At 46.1% G+C, this 19,044-nt stretch carries 22 protein-coding genes; 11 read left to right on the top strand and 11 right to left on the bottom strand.

Features of this window, described 5'->3' with window-relative positions; all coding sequences use genetic code 11:
* Positions 1 to 8: 8 nt before the first annotated feature.
* Entirely contained in the window at positions 9 to 1,484 is a 1,476-nt protein-coding gene (locus ACH2BK_RS02030) for a Ppx/GppA phosphatase family protein (protein ID WP_395001891.1), read from the bottom strand.
* Entirely contained in the window at positions 1,484 to 1,735 is a 252-nt protein-coding gene (locus tag ACH2BK_RS02025) for a YfhL family 4Fe-4S dicluster ferredoxin (RefSeq protein WP_394909651.1), read from the bottom strand. Before ACH2BK_RS02025 ends, ACH2BK_RS02030 begins: the two co-directional genes overlap by 1 nt.
* Before the next feature lie 164 nt (positions 1,736 to 1,899).
* Between ACH2BK_RS02025 and ACH2BK_RS02020 the strand changes: the two genes are divergently transcribed.
* Positions 1,900 to 3,069, top strand: coding sequence for a Gfo/Idh/MocA family protein (locus ACH2BK_RS02020; RefSeq protein WP_395001890.1), 1,170 nt, complete (start codon positions 1,900 to 1,902; stop codon positions 3,067 to 3,069).
* Here ACH2BK_RS02020 and ACH2BK_RS02015 read toward each other — a convergent pair.
* From ACH2BK_RS02015 to rplM, 6 genes are all read right to left on the bottom strand, one after another.
* Complete coding sequence (locus ACH2BK_RS02015; RefSeq protein WP_395001889.1) at positions 3,032 to 3,649, bottom strand: DUF2393 family protein; 618 nt, start codon at positions 3,647 to 3,649, stop codon at positions 3,032 to 3,034. The genes ACH2BK_RS02020 and ACH2BK_RS02015 overlap by 38 nt on opposite strands.
* Positions 3,650 to 3,652: 3 nt before the next feature.
* Entirely contained in the window at positions 3,653 to 4,426 is a 774-nt protein-coding gene (hisIE, locus tag ACH2BK_RS02010; protein ID WP_395001888.1) for a bifunctional phosphoribosyl-AMP cyclohydrolase/phosphoribosyl-ATP diphosphatase HisIE, read from the bottom strand.
* Positions 4,427 to 5,551, bottom strand: a complete 1,125-nt coding sequence (locus ACH2BK_RS02005; protein ID WP_395001887.1) for an SPFH domain-containing protein — start codon at positions 5,549 to 5,551, stop codon at positions 4,427 to 4,429.
* 9 nt (positions 5,552 to 5,560) lie between these two features.
* Complete coding sequence (locus ACH2BK_RS02000) at positions 5,561 to 6,484, bottom strand: branched-chain amino acid transaminase (RefSeq protein WP_395001886.1); 924 nt, start codon at positions 6,482 to 6,484, stop codon at positions 5,561 to 5,563.
* Positions 6,485 to 6,627: 143 nt separating this feature from the next.
* Positions 6,628 to 7,017 (bottom strand): 30S ribosomal protein S9, encoded by a 390-nt coding sequence (gene rpsI, locus ACH2BK_RS01995; protein WP_394995708.1) that lies wholly within the window; start codon positions 7,015 to 7,017, stop codon positions 6,628 to 6,630.
* A gap of 1 nt (position 7,018) precedes the next feature.
* Positions 7,019 to 7,462 carry a 50S ribosomal protein L13 gene (rplM, locus tag ACH2BK_RS01990; RefSeq protein ID WP_395001885.1) on the bottom strand — a complete coding sequence of 148 codons (444 nt, stop codon included), beginning with the start codon at positions 7,460 to 7,462 and terminating at the stop codon, positions 7,019 to 7,021.
* 380 nt (positions 7,463 to 7,842) lie between these two features.
* Here rplM and napA point away from each other — a divergent pair, with 380 nt between their 5' ends.
* From napA to ACH2BK_RS01960, 6 genes are read left to right on the top strand one after another with little or no spacing between them, the layout of a single operon-like run.
* On the top strand, positions 7,843 to 10,629 hold the full coding sequence (gene napA, locus ACH2BK_RS01985) for a nitrate reductase catalytic subunit NapA (RefSeq protein ID WP_395001884.1): 2,787 nt from the start codon (positions 7,843 to 7,845) through the stop codon (positions 10,627 to 10,629).
* 4 nt (positions 10,630 to 10,633) lie between these two features.
* Positions 10,634 to 11,380, top strand: a complete 747-nt coding sequence (napG, locus tag ACH2BK_RS01980; RefSeq protein ID WP_395001883.1) for a ferredoxin-type protein NapG — start codon at positions 10,634 to 10,636, stop codon at positions 11,378 to 11,380.
* A complete protein-coding gene (napH, locus tag ACH2BK_RS01975; protein WP_395001882.1) occupies positions 11,377 to 12,300 on the top strand; it encodes a quinol dehydrogenase ferredoxin subunit NapH in 924 nt (307 codons plus the stop codon). The genes napG and napH overlap by 4 nt, the downstream gene beginning before the upstream one ends.
* Before the next feature lie 41 nt (positions 12,301 to 12,341).
* Entirely contained in the window at positions 12,342 to 12,860 is a 519-nt protein-coding gene (locus ACH2BK_RS01970) for a nitrate reductase cytochrome c-type subunit (protein ID WP_395001960.1), read from the top strand.
* Positions 12,861 to 12,862: 2 nt separating this feature from the next.
* Positions 12,863 to 13,843, top strand: coding sequence for a WD40 repeat domain-containing protein (locus tag ACH2BK_RS01965; RefSeq protein WP_395001881.1), 981 nt, complete (start codon positions 12,863 to 12,865; stop codon positions 13,841 to 13,843).
* Positions 13,840 to 14,175, top strand: a complete 336-nt coding sequence (locus tag ACH2BK_RS01960; protein WP_394995726.1) for a chaperone NapD — start codon at positions 13,840 to 13,842, stop codon at positions 14,173 to 14,175. The genes ACH2BK_RS01965 and ACH2BK_RS01960 overlap by 4 nt, the downstream gene beginning before the upstream one ends.
* 72 nt (positions 14,176 to 14,247) lie before the next feature.
* On the opposite strand, the gene ACH2BK_RS01955 is transcribed toward ACH2BK_RS01960, so the two are convergent.
* Positions 14,248 to 14,691 carry a MarR family winged helix-turn-helix transcriptional regulator gene (locus ACH2BK_RS01955; protein ID WP_394995729.1) on the bottom strand — a complete coding sequence of 148 codons (444 nt, stop codon included), beginning with the start codon at positions 14,689 to 14,691 and terminating at the stop codon, positions 14,248 to 14,250.
* A 154-nt stretch (positions 14,692 to 14,845) separates the two neighbouring features.
* Between ACH2BK_RS01955 and ACH2BK_RS01950 the strand changes: the two genes are divergently transcribed.
* The 4 genes from ACH2BK_RS01950 to ACH2BK_RS01935 all read left to right on the top strand — a co-directional run bounded on the left by ACH2BK_RS01950 (position 14,846) and on the right by ACH2BK_RS01935 (position 16,749).
* Positions 14,846 to 15,334: a hypothetical protein gene (locus tag ACH2BK_RS01950; RefSeq protein ID WP_395001880.1), complete on the top strand. Its 489-nt coding sequence runs from the start codon at positions 14,846 to 14,848 to the stop codon at positions 15,332 to 15,334.
* Positions 15,304 to 15,798 carry a class I SAM-dependent methyltransferase gene (locus tag ACH2BK_RS01945; RefSeq protein WP_395001959.1) on the top strand — a complete coding sequence of 165 codons (495 nt, stop codon included), beginning with the start codon at positions 15,304 to 15,306 and terminating at the stop codon, positions 15,796 to 15,798. The genes ACH2BK_RS01950 and ACH2BK_RS01945 overlap by 31 nt, the downstream gene beginning before the upstream one ends.
* Positions 15,799 to 16,081: 283 nt before the next feature.
* On the top strand, positions 16,082 to 16,414 hold the full coding sequence (locus ACH2BK_RS01940) for a hypothetical protein (protein WP_395001879.1): 333 nt from the start codon (positions 16,082 to 16,084) through the stop codon (positions 16,412 to 16,414).
* A 20-nt stretch (positions 16,415 to 16,434) separates the two neighbouring features.
* On the top strand, positions 16,435 to 16,749 hold the full coding sequence (locus ACH2BK_RS01935) for a hypothetical protein (RefSeq protein ID WP_395001878.1): 315 nt from the start codon (positions 16,435 to 16,437) through the stop codon (positions 16,747 to 16,749).
* Positions 16,750 to 17,652: 903 nt separating this feature from the next.
* Here ACH2BK_RS01935 and ACH2BK_RS01930 read toward each other — a convergent pair.
* Together ACH2BK_RS01930 and ACH2BK_RS01925 are read right to left on the bottom strand one after the other, a co-directional pair.
* Positions 17,653 to 18,774 (bottom strand): PBECR2 nuclease fold domain-containing protein, encoded by a 1,122-nt coding sequence (locus ACH2BK_RS01930; RefSeq protein ID WP_395001877.1) that lies wholly within the window; start codon positions 18,772 to 18,774, stop codon positions 17,653 to 17,655.
* A partial coding sequence (locus tag ACH2BK_RS01925; RefSeq protein WP_395001876.1) for a hypothetical protein occupies positions 18,771 to 19,044 on the bottom strand: 274 nt, incomplete at its 5' end. The genes ACH2BK_RS01925 and ACH2BK_RS01930, both read right to left, overlap by 4 nt.

Here is a 19,044-nt window from a genome sequence, read left to right as displayed (position 1 = left end):
CGCGCCCTTTAGTGAATCTCAACAAAGAGCCTAGGGGTGGGCTTTTGGAGGCGTGGGAGGTATTCTCTAGCGAGGTAGAGGGGGTGTGTGGAGTGGATGTGCAGGTAGATGTCCTCGCCCATACGCTCGCATTCTAGAGTGATTTTTTGGCGCAAATCGCGGGCTTTTAGGAGGCATTGGGCTAGCCCTAGGATAAAGCTAAGCCACTGAATCTGTGGCAGCGGAGGCATATGGGATTCTAAAATTGGGGCGAGCTTTGGGATTTTTTTGTCACTATACTCGATAAGTAGGGCGATGAGCTCTCTGTGCGCGTGTGAGAATCCATACTCTAGCCCATTAAGCAGGATATACGCGCCGTGCAGATTGCTCTGATAGAAGTTCAAAGTCGTGCCAATGGGGCTAAGGTAGGCGGCAATGCCAAGCACATAGCGCAGATTCTCATCGCATTTATGGCAGGGCGCAAGCGTGTCAAAAAGCTCTAGGGCTAGGGATTTGAGCGCATTTGCGTATTTTTTTTGCAGGCAAAATCGCTCTTGGAGGCTTGCCACAGAGGGATTAAATCCGCTGGGGAATTGGTAGTGCTGATTGCGCAACAAATCTGCCAAAAACACGCCCTCGCGCACGCCCACACCGCTTGTGATGACTTCCTTTGCACCCAAATGCTCTAGGAAGCTCGCAAAAATCAGCACGCCGCTTGTGATGGTATCGAGCCTATCTTGCGGGATAGGGAGGTTTTGGAGCTTGTGGAGGGGGGAAGTGGTGATTTTGTCAAAAAGCTTTTTGTGCTCTTTGGGGTTAAACTCATAGCCGTGGATTCTATTGAGCGGATACTCTGTGTGTTTGATGAGCATTTTTGCCACCGCCCTAATCGTCCCGCCTATGCCAAATACTCTTTCGTGGTGGTAATGCGCGGGGATTTTGGCAAGCTCTTGCTTGATGTAGGCTCTCGCACCCTCAATATCGTTGCGCTTGTCAAAAAACAATTCTTTTATGCGAATCGTGCCGACATTAAGCGAGATAAGATCGGTGATTTTGCCCCCTTGGATAAAGGCGCATTCCGTGCTACCCCCGCCGATATCAATTGTGATACCATCTTTTTTGTGTAAGAGATTAGCGCACGCCACGCCACCATAAAAGGCTTCTTTTTGTCCGTCTATGACTTTGATACTAAGCTTGCATTCTTTTTTTACGCGTGCAAGGAAGTCTCTAGCATTTGGCGCGTCTCTAATGGCAGAAGTCGCCACACAAAAGAGCTTGGTGGTTTTGTAGCTTTTGGCTATGTCTAAAAATTCTTTGATTGCGCCTAATGCGCGCTGCATAGGGGCTTCTTGGAGCATACCGCCATTTTCATAGCAGCCTTCAGAGATACGCACTTTGGATTTTATCTCGTGGATTAGGTAAAAGCCAAAACGGCTTGTTTTGCGGAATATCGCCATCCGCGCGGAGTTAGAACCAATGTCAATGACGCTGGTAACCTTTGCCATCACTCCGACCTTTTGAGCTGCTCGGATTTGTAACGGAGTTCTTCGATGTTTTCTATATTGTCAGGATCTGGGATTATCGCATCTACGGGGCATACCGGGATACAATTTGGCTCATCATAATACCCTATGCACTCGGTGCAACGATCGGGATCTATGATATAAAATGGATCATCTGCGTCGATTGCTTCATTTGGGCATTCCTCCCTGCACGCATCGCAAGCAATACACTCATCATTTATCATTAACGCCATTATGCCTCCTTGAAAGTATAAAGTAGTGTTTTTAGCCAAAAGATTTTTAACTCTTCCTTAAAATGTCAAAAAATACAGGCTTGCGTGGGGGTTTTGTGGAGATTCTTGGCAGAATCTCGGTGGTTTGGCTACAATAGCGCGACAATTTAAGACAAAGGCTAGCGATGTTGCGATGTGGAGTCGTGGGGTATGGGTATTGGGGTGTGAATGTGGCGCGCACGATAGAATCTCTTGAGTGCGCGGAGCTCTATGCGCTGTGTGAGATAGAATCTACGCGCGCTAAGGAGGCTTTGGGAGCATTCCCACATTTGCGCATTTATGAGGATTTTGAAGAGTTTTTGGGCGATGAGAATATCGAGTGCGTGTGTATCATCACGCCGCCACACACGCATTTTGCCCTCGCCAAAAAGGCTATAGAATCTAGAAAGCATCTCTTTGTCGAAAAGCCCCTGTGTATGAGCTATGCGCATTCACAAATACTCTATGAGCTAGCGGATAGGCATAATGTCGTGCTCTATTGCGATCATATCTTTTTGCACGCGCCTGCGGTGGAGTATCTCAAAGCCCATATCGCTGATTTTGGCAATATCGTCTCCATTACCGCGCGGCGTATCAATCTAGGGTTGTTTCAGAGTGCTACTGATGTGGTGTGGGATCTAGCGATCCATGATTTGAGTATTATTGATTATCTCATAGGGCTTGATGTGAGGCGTGTGAGTGTCTTTAGGCAAAAATACCTCAACTACCCCAACGACGCCTTTGCCGTGCTAAGCTTAGAGCTTACAAATAATGTTATCGTGATGATTAATGTCTCGTGGCTCTCGCCTATTAAGGTGCGTGAGATTACCATTGGTGGGAGTAGGCAGACTGCCATCTATGATGAGACGCGCTCTGATAAACTCAGAATCTACACAAGCGGCGTAGTGCTAGAGCAAAACCTCCAAACCCCTACCCTGCACCAAATGATGATTAAATACCGCCTAGGCGAGGTGCAAACGCCAGAGATCACTAAAGAGCTTGCACTTGATAGGAGTATCAAAACCTTTGTGCGATTGGTGCGCACAAAAATGCGTGAGAATACAGAATCTAGGAGCGTGAAAAATGCCCAGAGCGTGCAAAACGCCGATAGTAGCGTGGATAAGACAGATAAGGCGGGCAATGCGGATGGCTTGGGTGGTTTGGGCGAGGCGGCACACCAAAATACGCACAACGGCACGCAATCCCGCTTAGAGATTCACAAAGATGTGCAGTCTCTGCTATGGGGCGAGGCGGAGTATCGGGCGCACACCTTGCGCGTTATGGCAGTGCTTGAGCGTCTGCGTGAGGCGCGCTAGATTCTGTGGCTTGATGAGAGGGCGTGTGTTGGTAGGATTGGAGGAGCTTGTTTAGCCCATTGCTACTATGGCAGTCGATGTGGAGGGTGTAGTCAAAGGGCAGCGTGGGAGTGAAGTTGTCAAAGATGAGCTGAAACTCTTGACTTTGTCCGGGCGAAAGGGCTAGGGGGATAATCTGCTTGTAATGGCGTTTGGGATAAATACCGCTAAGGGGCTTTAAAAACCCATCGTGCAGGATATCTACACTCACCTCACACAGGCTAAATGGCGCAAAGCCTATGTTTGTTACATTTGCTTGCACAAAAAATGCGTTGGTGTATTCGAGGCGTTTGCTCTGCAATACCTCAATATCGCTCTTATAGAGGAGCTGCTGCATACAAAACTGCAGGATAAAAGGCGCGCTAATAAAAAGCACGATACTAAGAAAAAAGAAAAATTTAGAAGAAAACCTACGCCCTCGCAGCAGCAGCCCGAGCATAAAAAATAAAATAAACACTACAAAGAGCATACTCATAATGGCGATTTCATAAAAGGCGAAAGTGTCAAAAAAGTTTTGGATAAGGACTATGATATCTTGCATAATCTAGCCTTGGCGGGAGTTTTTCTCCTCTATCCCGCTTACACCCTCCCGCCTTTGGAGCTCTTGGCGGATTCTATCGGGGCTTATGCCATAGAGCCCAAGCCCAACAAGTGCGTGATACACGAGATCGCTACATTCATAGATGATGTCCTCACTCCTGCCGTCTTTGAGCGCGAAAGTCAGCTCCCCAGCTTCCTCGATGATTTTTTTGCAAATGGTATTGATACCCTTAGCATACAAAGACGCGGTATAAGAGCTCTGCGGATCGCTAGAGCGTTTGTGCATAATCGTATGATAGAGAGAATCCACAATGCCATAGAGCTTGGTGGTATCAATAAGTGGCGTGGAAGTGGCGTGAGAATTGTTGGTAGATTCTATAGAATCTAGGGTTGTAAAGAAGCAGCTTTTTGCCCCCGTGTGGCACGCCACGCCCACTTGACGCACCATAAAGAGCAGGGTGTCGCCATCGCAATCTAGCTTGATAGATTCTATATGTTGGAGATGTCCGCTCTGCTCGCCCTTTTGCCAAATGCGCTGTTTGGAGCGCGAGAAGTAGTGCGCGAGCTTGCTTTGCATACTTAAGCGCAGAGATTCTTTGCTGCTGTAGGCGAGCATTAGCACGGAGTTGTCCTCTATGCTTTGGGCGATGGTGGGGATTAGAGGGGATTTCTCCCAATCAATAGCACCAAGGCATTGCGCGAGTGAATCCGATGCGAGAGCGTGCGCGGTGCTTGCCTCGTGTGTGGATTGCGTAGATTCTGTGGGGTGTGGGTTCATCTATTGCGCGCTCACGGTGCTTTGTCGCTTGCTTTTAGAATCTACCCAGATGTTTGGCACAGAGCCGCCCGGAGCGAGGAAAATCTGGGCGTTGTTATTTTCTTTGAGTGCTTCATTAAACTTGCCCTGCACCTCGATTTGGCGCAAGTCTAGCAGGCGTTGGCTAAGACTATCGGCGATGAGTTTGTTGGCTTGGGATTGGGCTTTGGCTTCGATGGTTATCGCGTCTGCCACACCTTGAGCCTTGACACGATTTGCGTCCGCCTCCCCCTTAGCAAGCGCAGCGACTTTTTCGGCTTCTTGCTTGGCTCTATCGACTTCATAGCGCACGCGCTCGGCTTCTTGCCTTGCGACTTGGACTTGCTCGATTTGGGCTTTTATCTTTTCAGGTAGCACGATCTCGCGCAGCTGCACGGAGGTGAGTATCACGGGATCGTTTTTAAACCGCTTGACTTCATTTTCCATATTGAGAGCTATTTCTTTGGCTATATCATCGCGCTTGGTGGGCAGCTCCTCGGCGGGATAACGCCCCACGACACTGCGCACGACATCACGCACCACGGGATTGATGATTTTTTGCTCCCACGACAATCCATAAACAGAGATTGTGAGCGGGGCGTTGGTATCGTTTAGTTGGTATTGCACCGTGAGCTCAATCATCACCGTGAGTCCGCGAGAATCTAGCACATTGATCGCATCGTTTCTAAATATCCCTTGGTTTTTGGCTATCGCCCCCATATCTTCGCTACGAGAGAAGTTTATCGTGCGCACACGCGTATCCACCACAATCACTTCTTGAAAAAATGGGATAAAAAAGTGCAGTCCGGGCTGCAATGGCGTGGGCTCGTATTTACCCGTAGTAGCCTTAATCCCCACTTCACCGGAGTTGATGATCACAAAGGGGCGTTGGATGACAAGGATCAAAACAATAGCGATGAGAATGAGCAAAATCGTGAGCTTTTTGCCACTAGGCACGAAGTTGTTGAGGTTATTAAAGCCATCAAAGTTGCTGCCACCACCAAAAGGCGGTTTGTTATTATTGTCGCGCTTTGGCTCTGATGACTTATTGTCGCTATTCATCTGTGCGCGCTTGTTTTTGAGATGTTCATTGAGATCTATTGGCATAGCAGTCCTTTAAATAAGTGTGAGATATTTCCTGTATTTTTGGTTTTTGCCCTGCACGATGGCAAAAAACTCTTCTTGCAATCTCTTAGTGATAGCTCCGGCTTTGCCCTCGCCAATCACGCGCCAATCTAGCTCGCGCACCGGCGTGATCTCTGCGGCTGTCCCGGTGAAAAACGCTTCATCGGCGATATACACCTCATCGCGCGAGATTCTGCGCTGCTCTAGCGGGATACCGAGATCTTTGGCGAGCTCTACCACGGTGGCTTGTGTGATGGATTCTAAGCTGTTGTCGTGTGGCGGGGTGATGAGCACGCCATCGCGCACGATAAAAAAGCACTCGCCACTTCCCTCCGCGATAAAGCCATTATCATCAAGGAGTAGGGCTTCTTCACAACCCGCGCTTATGGCTTCGTATTTTGCCATTTGGGAGTTGAGGTAGCCGCCCGCGGATTTTGCCTTGCCCATATGGGATTTGGCGCAGTTGCGCACAAAGGAGCTCGTTTTGACTTTGATACCATATTTGAGCGCATCATCGCCCAGATACGCGCCCCACTCCCACGCGGCAATGGCGACATTCACAGGCGCGTTCGCGTGATAGAGCCCCATCACACCATAGCCTAGATAGATGAGCGGTCTGATATACACATTGGCTTTGTAGTCGTCTTTGTTGGCGCGCAAAAGCTCGATTTGGGCATTTTCGAGCTCTGTTTGCGTGTAGGGGCTTTTGATACACACGATTTTTGCCGAGTTGAGCAGTCGCTTTGTGTGATCTTGCAAGCGAAAAATCGCCAAACCTTCAGGCGTCATATACGCCCTCGTGCCTTCAAACACGGCGTTGCCATAATGCAGAGTGTGAGTCAAAATATGTGTGGTAGCCTCCGCCCACGGCACGAGCTTGCCGTCTTTCCAAATGTATTGCGCTTCTTTTAGCATACTAACTCCTTTGTGAATCTTAAGCCTCCTATCCCACAAACACCACTCTTTGCCTAGCAATACACCTAGCTAGCGAGTTCGTGAGAGGAGCACCACCATGGGGCATTTTGGGATAAATCCAAAGAGCCCCATAGCCCACAATCTTAGCGTTTTGAGAATTGTGGTGAGCGGCGAGCCTTTTTCTTACCATATTTTTTGCGCTCCACTACTCTTGAATCTCGTGTGAGCAAGCCCTTTGGCTTGAGTATCGCACGGAATGCGATATCGTAGCTATTGAGTGCTTTTGATATGCCGTGTCTTAGGGCTTCAGCCTGTGCAGAATACCCGCCACCAAGCGTGCGAGCGATGATATCCACAGATTTTTCTTGCTTGGTTAGGATAAGGGGCTGCATTACCTTCATCTTGATGGCTTCGTGTCCGCCAAGCCAGTCATTAAGGCTTTGTCCATTGATAGTGAGTTTGCCACTACCGCTTTGTAGCCATACTTTTGCGACTGCTGTTTTTCTTTTTCCTGTTGCATATACTTTTGCCATATTATTTTCCTTTAGCTGCTTGGGTTGATTTGCTTATTTGCGCGCTGTGGGGGTGCTCGTTACCGCGATAGACTTTGAGTTTTTTGAGCATTGCTCTGCCGAGCTTTGTCTTAGGGAGCATACCACGCACCGCGAGGTGGAAGAGCTTCTCGGGCGATTTTTGGAGCATTTCCTCAAGCGTCTTGCTCTTGGTGCTGCCAAAGTAGCCAGAGTGCGTGAAGTATTCTTTGTCTTTGAGTTTCATACCGGTGAATTTCACCTCGGTGGCATTGATGATGACGACAAAATCGCCACAATCGATGTTTGGCGTAAAGCAGGGCTTGTGTTTGCCGCGCAATAGAGTGGCTGCCTGCGTGATGAGACGACCAAATACTTGATCTTTAGCATCAAGCACAATCCACTGACGATTGATGTCCTCTTGTGTTGCTATTTTTGTGAGTTCCATAGAGAATCCTTGCTGACTTGAATTGTTTTAAGAGCACGCATTATAAGAATTTTATTCTGAAAATTAACTTAAGTTAATGAATCTCTAAGCTTTAAAGCTGAAAGTTTTATAAAAAATTTATATATAAGAATTGATATAGATTCCATCTGTGCGGCTTTGTGTTATAATTTTTCGTTTTATAAAACTTTAAGAAAACTGCGAAAAATCCACATTTTCTGTCGCGTAATGGCTTAGGTTTAGATTCTGTGCAGAATCTGCCTTAGGAAATCCGCAGTTTATCTAAAGAAAAAGGAGGTGGGAGCACAAGCGATTTTCTTCAAATGCCTTTTGTTTGGATTATTACATAAACTTTGAAATTAGACATTCTGTAAGGAGGAAATATGCAAACAAATGTAAGTCGTCGGAGTTTTATAAAAAGTGCAGCCATTGCCTCAGCTGCTTCAGCTGCGGGACTAGGCGTGCCAAGCACACTCCTAGCAGAATCCAACACTGCCCAAAAGTCTTGGAAATGGGATAAGAGCGTGTGTAGATTCTGTGGGACGGGGTGCGGGATAATGGTCGCCACCAAAGATGGGCAGATAGTCGCTGTCAAGGGCGATCCAGAAGCACCCGTAAATCGTGGTATCAACTGCATTAAGGGATATTTTTGTGCAAAGATTATGTATGGGCAGGATCGCCTCACGCAGCCGCTTTTGCGCGTAAATGCAAAGGGTGAATTTGATAAGAAAGGGAAGTTTGCTCCTGTGAGTTGGAAACGGGCTTTTGATGAGATGGAAAAGCAGTTCAAAAAAGCCTATGAGGAGATAGGACCAACGGGCGTGGCGATTTTGGGCAGTGGGCAATACACGATCCAAGAGGGCTATGCCTCAGCCAAGCTTATGAAAGCTGGCTTTCGCTCAAACAACATCGATCCTAACGCGCGGCATTGTATGGCGAGTGCGGTGGTGGGCTTTATGCAAACCTTTGGTGTCGATGAGCCAGCGGGCTGCTATGATGATATTGAGCTCACCGATACGATTGTTACTTGGGGCGCGAATATGGCGGAGATGCACCCGATTTTGTGGAGTCGCGTAACCGATAGGAAGCTCTCCAACTCCAACAAAGTAAGGATTGTCAATCTCTCAACCTTTACCAACAGGACTTCAGATATCGCGGATATCGAGATTATTTTTAAACCCCAAACCGATTTGGCGATTTGGAACTTCATCGCGCGCGAGATCGTGTATAACAAGCCAGAATCTATCGACAAAGACTTTGTCAAAAACTACTGCACCTTTAGCACCGGATATGTCAATATCGGCTATGGTATGCGCGATAATCCCGAGCACAAGAGCTTCGCACCTCAAGAAAGAGAGATTGTGGCAAAGCAAGTGAGCAAAGTGCTCAGCGAGAATGAGGGCATCACGCTGCAATATTTGGGCTTAAAAGCCGGCGATACACTCACTAACGACAGGGCAAAGGAAGCCGATGCGCATTGGGAGATTGGTTTTGAGGACTTTAAAAAAGCCCTAGAACCCTACACGCTTGATTTTGTCGCGACACTTGCTAAGGGCGATGAGTCCGAAAGCCTCGATTCTTTTAAGGCTAAACTTCAACAACTCGCTGATTACTACACACAAAAAGATCGCAAGGTTGTGAGTTTTTGGACGATGGGCTTTAACCAACACCAAAGGGGCACTTGGGTCAATGAGCAAAGCTATATGGTGCATATGCTCCTTGGCAAGCAGGCTAAGCCCGGCAATGGCGCGTTTTCACTCACAGGGCAGCCTAGTGCGTGTGGGACAGCGCGTGAGGTGGGGACATTTTGCCACAGATTGCCCGCGGATATGGTGGTGGCAAATCCAAAGCACCGAGAGATCTCTGAAAAGATATGGAATCTCCCCGCCGGCACACTCAATGGCAAGCCCGGCTATGCGTATCTGGACATTATGCGCGCACTAGAGGATCAAAAGGTGAAATGGGTGTGGGTGCAGGTTAATAACCCGTGGCAAAACACTGCAAACGCTAACCATTGGGTAAAAGCCGCTAGGGAGCTTGATAACTTCATCGTGGTGAGTGATAGCTATCCGGGGATTAGTGCTAAAGTCGCGGATTTGATCCTGCCCTCTGCGATGATTTATGAAAAATGGGGTGCGTATGGCAACGCCGAGCGACGCACGCAGCATTGGAAGCAGCAAGTCCTCCCGCAGGGCAACGCGATGAGCGATACTTGGCAGGTGCTAGAGTTTGCCAAACGATTCACGCTCAAAGAAGTGTGGGGCAAGGACTATGAGGCGTTGGGGCTAAAGAGTGTGCTAGCTGAATCTAAGGCATTTGGCTATAGCGAAGATTCTACGCTCTTTGAGGTGCTCTTTGCTAATGAAAGGGCTAAGAAATTTAGCACCAAAGATGCAATGCTAAAAGATCAGCTAAACTCCGAAGTCTTTGGCGATACGCGTAAAGTCGTGGGCAGCGATGATAAAGCCTTTGAGGGCTATGGATTCTTTGTGCAAAAGTATTTGTGGGAAGAATACCGACTTTTTGGGCTTGGACACGGACACGATTTGGCGGAGTTTGATGTGTATCACAAAGTGCGTGGATTGCGTTGGCCCGTAGTCGATGGTAAGGAGACACAATGGAGGTTTAATGCCAAATACGATCCTTATGCACGCAAATACGGCGAGGGCAAAGAATTTGCCTTCTATGGCAATAAAGAAGCCGCGCTTTTGCAAGGCGATTTGAGTAAGCCCGGCAGCGAGAAAAAGCCCATCAAAAATAGGGCAAAGATTTTCTTCCGTCCGTATATGGATCCCTGCGAGATGCCAGATTCTGACTATCCTTTGTGGCTCTCAACTGGCAGGGTTTTGGAGCATTGGCATAGCGGGACGATGACGATGAGGGTGCCAGAGCTATTCCGCGCTGTGCCAGAAGCACTGTGCTATATGAATGAATCTGATGCGAAAGAGCAGGGCTTTAAAGCCGGGGATCACATATGGGTAGAATCTCGCAGGGGCAAGGTAAAGGCGCGCGTGGATATCAATGGCAGAAACCGCCCGCCAAAGGGCTTGGTGTATGTGCCTTGGTTTGATGAAAATGTCTATATCAATAAAGTATGCCTTGATGCGACTTGTCCGCTCTCTAAACAGACGGATTTTAAAAAATGCGCCGTGAAGGTGTATAAGGCATAATCCTATGGATTTGCAACGCAGAAAGGCAATCGGCTCTATCCTGCAGGCTATGGGGCTTGCGGCTGTGGGTGGATTGGTATGGGGCGCGTATGTCCTAGAAGCCAAATCCAATCCCCTATGGCTCTATCCTCCGGGAGCGCGCGAGAATTTTGTCAATACCTGCATTAAATGTGGGCTTTGCGTGGAGGCGTGCCCATACTACACGCTTAGGCTTACACAAGATGGATTGAAGGGCTTGCCGGTGTTTGTGCCGCGTGAGATTCCGTGCTTTATGTGTGAGGATATACCCTGCGTTACTGCCTGCCCTACTGACGCACTTGATGAGAATCTCGTGAGCACAGAGGGCGCGCTAGATATCACAAAAGCGCGTATGGGCGTGGCGGTGGTGGATACACTCAATTGTATCGCGTATGCGGGGATTCAGTGTGATGCGTGCTATCGCGCTTGTCCTTTGATAGATAGGGCGATTTATCTAGAATACAAGTCTAACGAGCGCACCGGCAAGCACTCTATGATATTGCCTATGGTGGCAAATGATGTCTGCACTGGGTGTGGCAAATGCGAAAAGGCTTGTGTGACAGAGCTCGCCTCCATTAGAGTGCTGCCTAGAGATTCTCTCCTAGGCAAAATGGGGACAAACTATATCAAAGGCTGGGAAGAGCGCGATGAGCAGCGACTAGAATCTGCCCCCATACGCAAGCTGCAGGGAGATAAAAAGCAGAGCTTAGAATATCTCAATGGAGAGCTATGATGTGGTTAAGAAAACACAGATTTTTGCTCCTGCGCCGATTCACACAGATTGGAATCTTGGCGTTGTTTTTTGTGGCAAATTGCTCTTTTGTCTTTATCGATGGCACGAGGTATTTTGTAGCACAGGGCGATATCAGCTCGCTCACTAGCGGGGAGAGAAACCTCGCTATCGCACAAAGCAAACACGAGGTTTTGCCCTTTAAGATTCTAGAGGGCGATTTGAGCGGTTCTAAGGTTTTAGAATCTATCCCTATGAGCGATCCGCTGGCATTTTTGCAGATTTTCCTCGCTGGCGGGGCGATGAGTATGGATTTGCTACTTGGTGTGCTCGTGGTAGTCGTGGTGTATGGCGTGTTTTTGGGGCGTGGGTATTGTGCGTTTGTCTGCCCTATCAATATGGTGAGCGATTTGGCAAACTTCTTGCGCAGGAAACTTGGAATCCAAAATGTGCGCTTTTTAGCCATCTCACGCAGGACGAAGTTTGGTGTGCTATTTTTGAGCCTTTTGCTTTCATTTGTCTTTGGCGTGTTGGCGTGGGAGGCTATCAGCCCTATTTCTATGTTGCATCGTGGCGTTGTGTTTGGTATGGGTGCGGGATTTTTTGGAATCTTGTGCGTGTTTTTGCTCGATTTGTTTGTGCTCAAAAATGGGTTTTGTGGGCATTTATGCCCGCTAGGAGCGACATATAGCCTTATTGGTGCAAAAGCTATGCTAAAGGTTGCGCACAATGTGCAAAATTGCACCAAATGTATGGAGTGCGTGAGAATCTGCCCCGAGAATCAAGTCCTGCATATGGTGGGCAAACATAGTGCGAGCGTGGCGGATATGGCGTGCATCAAGTGCGGTCGTTGTATCGAAGTGTGCGATGATGACGCACTAAGCTTTAGTCTATTACATTATCAAAAAGGAGAGAAAAGATGAGAACTTCATTAGTGTGGAAAGCCGTGATAGTGGCTTTGGGAATGGGCGTGCTACTTGTGGGTTGTGGCGATAGTAAGGAGGAGAGACAAGTAGAGAGCGCAAAGATGCAGGGCGTCGATGAGACGCAGCTAGGATTGCGCAGTGCGCCGCTTGAGGGCGAGAGCGTGAAGCTTGTGGATTATACATTTACTACCAAGGCAGCGGGCGAGAGCGAGAAAATAGAGCGATCTTTTGAGAATGCCCCGCCGCTTATCCCCCACGATATAGAGGGTATGCTCCCTATCACGCAGCAGGATAATATGTGCCTTAGCTGCCACGATAGGGAAGTGGCTGAAGGCGTGGGTGCGACGCCGGTGCCAGCATCGCATATCTATGATTTGCGCACGATGAAAAAGGCGGCAAGCAGCATAGCGGATGCGCGCTATAACTGCACGCAATGCCACGTGCCACAAGCACAGACAAAACCGCTTGTAGAAAACACCTTTAGCCCCGAGTTTAGTGATCAGTCCCAAAAGCACCAATCCAACTTGCTTGAGGTGCTCAACCAAGGGGTGAAATAATCGTGAGGCTATTTGGGCTTTGTGTAGCTGTGTGGGTGGCGTGCGCGAGTGCGTATGCAGGTGTGCTGCCCTCACAGGTGCTTGATACACACGCCGAGGTTACCTCTATGCGGCAAAAGGGCGAAAATCTCTATGTTTCCACTTCACAGGGCGAAGTGCAAATCTATGCGCTTGCAGGCGATGTGAATCTTAAACTGCGACTGGTGCGGCGCATAGAGCTGCCTAGCTATGAGGATTTGTTTGGCTCATCGTTTCGCCCAAAGGTGTTTAATACCGATACCAACGCGCGCGGGGAAATCCTCATTATCGCTACAGGAGCAAACGGAAGCCGCAATCTGTATGTGTGCAAAGATGAGAATCTCGAGGTGCTATTAGAAAATATGAGTATCGCCAAGGCTTTGTGGGTGAGCCAAACCCAAGTGCTTGTGGCGTTGATGAGTCATGAGATTTTGCTTTTTAGCACACAGGAGCGACGCGTGGTGTATCAGACTCAAATCACCCAAGCGAGCTTTAGCGATATGGCGTATAACTCGCGAGATTCTATCCTCTACACAAGTGGTGAATCTGGCGTGGTGTATGCGCTAGATTCTAAGAGTGGCGCGCTTGTGGGGCAGTATGATAGTATCAATAAGGATAAAGTCTTTACTATCAGCTTTGGAGGCGATAGGCTCGTGGGGGCGGGGCAGGATAAGCGGCTTAGCATCTATACACTGCAAAATGGCAGTAGGCTTGTGGATGCTGCGATGGTGAAGTCGGAGTTTCTCATCTATGCAGCGGGGATAGATGAGAGAGGTGAATATATCGGCTATATGAGCGATGAAAATGGCTCTGTGCGAATCCTGCGTGCCAAAGACAAGAAGCCCATCGCCACACTTGAGGGGATTTCTGGCGTTGTCAATAGCATTGTGTTTTACAAAACAAGCGTGCTTGTGAGCTGTGATGATAGCAAGATTTATGTATTTTCTTTACAAGGAGTGTTATGAATATTTCAAGCATAATCGTGCGCGCTAAGCGCGAGGATTGGGAGAAGCTGCTAGAGGAGATTGGCGCGATAGAGTATAGCGAAGTCGCGCTAGAGGATAAGGCTAAGGGCGTCATCATCGCTACCATAGAAGCCCCCGATACGGGAGCAGATATACAATCGCTCAAGCAAATAAGCGCGCTAAATGGGGTGCTAAGCGCGGATATGCACCTAAGCTATATGCAGGATTTGGAGGAATGTAGGCTAGATATGAATGAAATCGCCGAGCTTATCGATACCAAGCCCATTGCGCAAATGAAGTATTCTGGAGATGTGAAGAATTTTTTGAAGTAATGTTGGGATAGTCTTAGATTCTAAAATCTAAGATTCTGCAGTGTCGTTGTGTCAAAAGGCGGTGTGGGAATCCTAGTCGTGGGAGCAGTGGCAGATTTTGCTGCTAGATTGGTAAAGCTTCACAAGGAGTTTGTGCAAGGTGGCGAACTCCTCATCGCTAAGTGCGTTTAGGAGACTTCGCTCGCATTGGAGTGTCGCAGCAAAGATCGTTTTGGCTTGTTTTTTGCCCTCTTCTGTGATGATGATGAGGTTTTCTTTGCGATTAGTGGGGTTTTTGCGCCGCTCTAGCAAGCCTTTAGATTCTAAGCTGTCTATCAAAAAGCGCGTGGTGTTTTTGTCGATTTCCATAATGTTAGCAATCTCTGTCTGCGAGAGCTGCGTGTCCATCGCGATGAAGAGTATGCCAACCTCCCTGCCATCGCTAAAGCCAAATTGCGTCGCAATCATCTGTTTAAAGTGATTTTTTGTGATAAACACGAGCTTTTGACAGAGAAAAAAAATCGATTCTTCAAACATCTTCTATAATCCTTTTTTGTGATAGTAATGCAAAATGTTAGTATAAAAATGTTATTTTACTATCCTATGCCGTAAAAATCAAGATTTGCTTTAGCTTACTTGTGAGATAATTGGCGGCTTTTGAAATCAGCCAATGAAAGGAGTTGCCGTGTCGTTGAGCACAAAACAAAAAATAGCCTTGCTAGAATGGAAAATGAGAAACATATTTAGGAAGCCTTATTACGCCTTGGTGCGTAAGCCATACCGAAAGATGCAGCAGATATTTGGTCAGGTTGATTTTGTGCCTAGTGGGCATTATTATTCACCTATTGCTAATAATCTGGATGTGCAAGAGAGAATAGCAAATCTTAATTACGATCCAAATATGCTAAAAGGTATTGAGCTAAATACACAAAAGCAGCTTGGGCTTTTGCGTGCATTTTCTAAATTTTATGAGCAGATGCCTTTTACGCCAAAGGGTGAGCAGGGGCTGCGCTATCGGCTAGATAATGGATTCTTTGGGTATGGAGATGGGATTGTTTTGTATAGCTTTATGCGCTATCTTGAGCCAAAAAATATTGTAGAAATTGGCAGTGGGTATTCCTCGGCACTTATGCATGATGTGAATGAGAGATTTTTTGTAGATCGGGGGGGGGGGGGGTAAATATTACCCATATAGAGCCCTATCCAGATAGATTAAAATCCCTCCTAAAACCTCAAGATTTTTCAACACTGAATCTATACGAAAAAAGACTCCAAGAAGTCCCGCTAGATGTTTTTGATGTGTTAGGCCAAAACGATATTCTTTTTGTGGATTCCTCACATGTGTCTAAAATCAACTCTGATGTGAATAAAATCGTGTTTGAGATTTTGCCGCGGTTGCGTAGTGGTGTGTATGTGCATTTTCACGATATAGGTTATCCGTTTGAAAATCCAATACCTTGGCTTAGAGAAAAAAGAGGCTGGAATGAGGTGTATTTGGTTAGAAGCTTTTTGGCATACAATACTGCTTTTGAAATTGTGTTTTTTAACAACTATTTAGGGCAACTCTATAACGAGGAAGTGGCCAAAAATCTGCCTATGGCAAAGCATTATGCCGGTATATCTTTGTGGATTAGGAAGGTATAGGCAGTGGCTAGATTCTGAATTTAGCTTGTCAAATACGGAGTTGCTAAATAAATGAGGAGCTTGCCTCGTTTTGCTCACGATTGTATCATTTGGATAGAAGTAGGCGGGGTGAGAGCAAAGCGCAAAATGCTCAAGTATCACTCACAGAATCTTGCTCGGGCTTTATCCTCAGACTTAATTCGGTTTGCATAAAATATCCTTGTGTTTGTGTTATTAATGAGGCATTATAGGCTTTATAAAACGCAAGGGTGGCTTGCGATTTATAATTATACAAAGAGGCAAAATGATAAAGATACGACTTTCGCACCTAGAATCTATCAAAGACTTTTTTGTGGGACTAGGGGCATTGCTTGTGTTAGGATTTTTTGGCATTATGCCTGTGCTGATTGTGCTAGCTTTCTTTTTCCCCTCACTTGAATCTTTAGCAGAGTATGTGGCTATGGGTGGTGCGCTAGTCGCCCTATCTGCCGTTTTGGTAGTCGCTTTATTTTATCTTTGTTTGCCTATGTTTTTGCTATCTTATGTGCCTTGTAAGATTGTGCAAGGGATTTTTAGTATTTTTGTAGAATTTGTCAGTGATGAGGAGTATGAGCGATACAAAGAAGACAAAACATAACGAAGGTAAGAGGTGGCGTGATGTTTCTTGCAGATAGGATACTAGAATCTTATACGAGGGCGTTAAAGGTATTTTGGAAGGTGTTTGGTATCGGTGGTGGGATTGCTACGGTTGTGGCTTTGGGACTAGCGATATTTGGCGGATATAATGAACTCTTTGCCTATGTGGGCGGCGTGTGGCTGCTAGGTTTGTCTATTTGTGCTGTGCTTTCTTTGACTTTGTTTTATGGTATTGCTGTTGTTGGCATTGGTTTGGAGTTTGTGTGGGAGATTATGAGTTCGGCGTATTTGGGTATGTGTGATGCTCTCAAAGAGGCAAAGCGCAAAGAGGCTTAAAAAGGCAGTGGTGTTGGATAAAACGCAAGGGATGTGCTATGGTGAAAAGCTTGAGTAATTTTTATACATATCTTTTTGGGATTGTTTTTCTAATCGGGTTTCCTTTGTGTAGCGTAGCCGATTGACCTTTGCTAGGAATTGGCTTGATTGTTTTGTAGTGTATTATGTGATTGGGCTTATCTTTGGCTTTTTTGTGTTGCTTGGATTGCTTTTTGTAGCGGCTTTTATTGATTCTGTTACGATGAAAGAGTGAGTTTAGAATCTTAAAAGCATTTTGATTTGGTTTTTGCTCTGCAGAAACGGCGCAATTTTGCAATTGCGCTTGGGCCTTGTGCTTGCGTGCCCATTACTTGAGCTGGGCAAAGTCTTATTGGGATTTTGGTGTTGGGGGATTCTGTAAGTTGCGTAGATTCTGAATCTATTGAATGGGATTTTGTAAAACGCTTGAGATTTTATGATTTTGTTTTATGAATCTTGATTGGATTCTTTGGAAGTAGATTCTGAAATGGCTTTAGAAACTATAGGATTAGGTTACATTTAAATCTAGAATCCAATCTTTCCCCGCTTATAGAGTTAAGCGCGTCGGCTAGGAGCATATCATATTCCAAAACGATCGCTCTGTGCTATGCAAAACCTTTAGGTATTTTGTTTCATAATCCTCATTTGCTTTGGCAAGCAATAAATCCTCTAAAATATCGTTTTTCTCTCAAAATCTCGGACACACAATACCCCTTTAGAAAACTTCTTGTATTATAGGTGCTTTTGTGTAAATTATTTCTTAGCATTGCAAAAATTCCTATGAATCTGTGGTTATAATACACCCTAAGTATCAAGGCTTGGAGCTGTAAGATACGCAATGTAAGTGCTGTAAATCCAGCCCTTTGCTGAAGCGGTCTTGATACGCTATGTAAAATCATCATACACCAACTCATATTCCGTTAGTATTTTCATCATTCTTTGTTTGCTTGCGATGTAACTTGTTTTGTATTGTAGTCTATTGCTCTTTGGTATCTGCACACTAACAAGATTTAAAACGCCTTTAGAATCTAAAAATGGTTTGTAAAAATAAAACGCCTCTTTTATCCCATTTGAGATACTTACTGCATACTCGCCCTTATCCACGCTTACATTGACAAAATAATCCTCATCTTTCAAGTGCTTGACAAACAAAAATGAGTTATCACTATCGCGCAAAATTGCTTCAGGCTCATCTAGCACTGCTTTAATCTGCGGTATAAATTCCTCCCTACCTTGTGAAACGAGCTTTAGCAAGCTTCCTTTTTGTAGTCGTATTTCCTTACCACCTAGTGCTTGCCTTATCTCCTCGCTATGTTTTGGGATATAGCTTTGCTCCAGATTCTCTAGCTCAAAAGTCTTTAGCCACTGCGCTTGTGTCTCTTTGGTCAGTGTGTGCTCTTTGCCTTTAGAATCCCTAAAAGGTATGTCCTCTATTTGTCCTGTGGTTTGTCTCTCTCCTTGAGAGCTTGTATCAGCATTTGGAGTATCTCTATCTCGTGTTTTAGTTGTATATTCTCCTCTTTGGTTAGCTCTAGCTGTGCTTGGAATTGTTGTATCGTAGTTTGGTAGCCCATCACCGCGATGGTTGCTCCCAATGTGATTGAAAATATTATTTGGAATAAGTTCATTATCACTCCTTGCTTGTGGTTTTTGTAGAGTTGTGGTAGAATCTGCGCTAGTGTCTAAAGACATACTAGAATTTGGGCTAGTATCAAAATCTTTAGACTCTTTGGCTAAGTTGCTATCCCCCCATTGGGTAGCATTAGGCTTAGCCAAACTTTCTAACTCCAGCGTGTAAATCCTCGTAGTGTCTTTATCTATGCTTTCTTTTAGTGTTATGAGTGCGCTTGTATCTTTGTCTATTTGCGCGGAGTAGCGATGTATCCATACATTTGGATTTGTGCTTTTGGTATCTTGTGAACTTTGTTTAAATGTTGCTTTTTCAAAAAGAGAATCCACCTGTTTAGAGGCTTCAAAATGTTGCTCTGGGCTAAATCCATTATTCACACTCTTTTGTATAGCTGCATCACTCCCATTTTAGCGATGTTTTTCTTAGAGATTTGTGCTATGCGTCCATCGTTTGCATTCACAATATCCTTGCCTATAAGTGGCTCTAGTGTGGTGGCTAGCTCCGCGCGCAGGATTTGCTTATGCCCCTCTCTCTCCAAGCCCTCTATCATCTCATCTTGTGCCTCATTGACCTCACTTGTGATCTTATTGATGAGTTCTCTTGTGGGGGAGTTTATGCTAGGATTCTCTCCTGCTTTTTTGAGATTA

The organism is uncultured Helicobacter sp., from assembly GCF_949282165.1.
In the GTDB taxonomy this organism is placed as follows: Bacteria; Campylobacterota; Campylobacteria; order Campylobacterales; family Helicobacteraceae; genus Helicobacter_F.
Note: the sequence above shows the minus strand (reverse complement) of the source record. Positions and strands in the feature narration are given on the sequence as shown.